Below are 1523 nucleotides of genomic sequence, written 5' to 3'. Positions count from 1 at the left end.
GAGCCTGTAATTAATTTTGTGTAACTGCCTATCACAACATACTCTAGTCAGAGTTAAGGATAGGCAGATGCAAATGAACAAAAAAGAGTTAGAAGCTTTCGCCAAGGAAGCGGCCAAAGGCATTAAAACACCGCAAGATCTTAATGAATTCAGCCAAATGCTAAAGAAGATCACTGTTGAAGCAGCACTAAATGCCGAGATGGATGAGCATTTAGGTTATGAGAAGCACGCCAAATCGGTGATGCAAAATAGCCGCAACGGCAAAACCAGTAAGCGTATCAAAACGGAAGATGGTGAGTTTGAACTGGACACTCCTCGTGACAGAGACGGGTTGTTTGAGCCTAAGCTGATTAAGAAACACCAATCTCGATTTACCTCAATGGACGAGAAGATATTATGGCTATATGCGCAAGGGATGAGCACCCGAGAAATCGTTAAAGCCTTTGACGAATGGTACGGTGCAGATATATCGCCAACGCTAATATCACGAGTCACTAATGCCGTTATTGACCAAGTTATCGAATGGCAATCACGCCCCCTTGACCCGATTTACCCTATTATTTATCTCGATTGCTTAGTCGTTAAAATTCGCCAAGACAAACGTGTTATCAACAAATCTATATTCCTAGCCTTGGGTATCAACACCGAGGGGCACAAGGAGCTTCTGGGCATGTGGATAGCCGAAAATGAAGGCGCGAAATTCTGGCTGAACGTGCTAACTGAATTGCAGCATCGTGGTGTAGAAGATATTTTAATTGCCTGTGTGGATGGCCTCAAGGGCTTTCCTGATGCGATTAACTCAGTGTATCCCCAGGCCCAAATTCAGCTGTGTATTGTGCATATGGTACGTAATTCATTGAAGTACGTTTCATGGAAAGATTACAAGGCTGTCACCACTGATTTGAAGCAGGTTTACCGCTCATCCACTGAGGAAGAAGCGCTGCTTGAACTTGAGCGATTCGGTGAAAAGTGGGACGACCAATATCCGCAGATCAGCAAGTCGTGGCGTACCCACTGGCAGAATCTCAATACTTTATTTAATTATCCTGAGGACATCCGTAAAGCTATTTACACGACCAATGCCATTGAATCACTCAACAGCGTTATTCGTAAGGCTATCAAGAAGCGCAAGATATTCCCAAGTGATGACTCAGCTAGGAAAATGGTTTACTTAGCCATTACAGAGGCATCTAAAAAATGGTCGATGCCGATCCACAACTGGCGTCAAGCAATGGTTCGTTTTATTATTGAGTTCGGGGAACGCCTCGAAAAGCACATTAACTAAATGGCAGTTACACAGAATCTGTTACAGGCTCAAGCAGATTCGTTCTGCTTCATTATCGTCGTTCTATTGCTGTTTTATCGGTAGCTCTGTTGTATTTTTGACCTGCTTTAACGCAAACGTAGAGCTGAGATGATCTACTAAGGGTAAGTGAGTTAATTTCGCTTTAAGTAAATGTTCGTATTCTTCAATACTTTCAACAATCACTTTTAGTAAGTAATCTTTGTCGCCACTCGTGGTA

The 1523-nt window shown here is 42.9% G+C and carries 2 protein-coding genes; one reads left to right on the top strand and one right to left on the bottom strand.

The features are described from left to right. Positions 1-73 precede the first annotated feature (73 nt). Positions 74-1285: an IS256 family transposase gene (locus KO495_RS07970; protein ID WP_215979880.1), complete on the top strand. Its 1212-nt coding sequence runs from the start codon at positions 74-76 to the stop codon at positions 1283-1285. Between the two features lie 63 nt (positions 1286-1348). On the opposite strand, the gene KO495_RS07965 is transcribed toward KO495_RS07970, so the two are convergent. Next, positions 1349-1523: Lrp/AsnC family transcriptional regulator (locus tag KO495_RS07965; RefSeq protein ID WP_215979879.1), on the bottom strand; the 175-nt coding region annotated here is incomplete at its 5' end.

It is taken from the genome of Colwellia sp. D2M02 (assembly GCF_018860755.1).
In the GTDB taxonomy this organism is placed as follows: Bacteria; Pseudomonadota; Gammaproteobacteria; order Enterobacterales; family Alteromonadaceae; genus Colwellia; species Colwellia asteriadis.
The sequence above is the reverse complement of the archived record's forward strand: the minus strand, read 5'-3'. Positions and strand labels throughout refer to the sequence as shown.

Excerpts from the sequence above, each read along its gene's own strand:
- KO495_RS07970 (WP_215979880.1), top strand. The coding sequence starts at position 74 with ATGAACAAAAAAGAGTTAGAAGCTTTCGCCAAGGAAGCGGCCAAAGGC.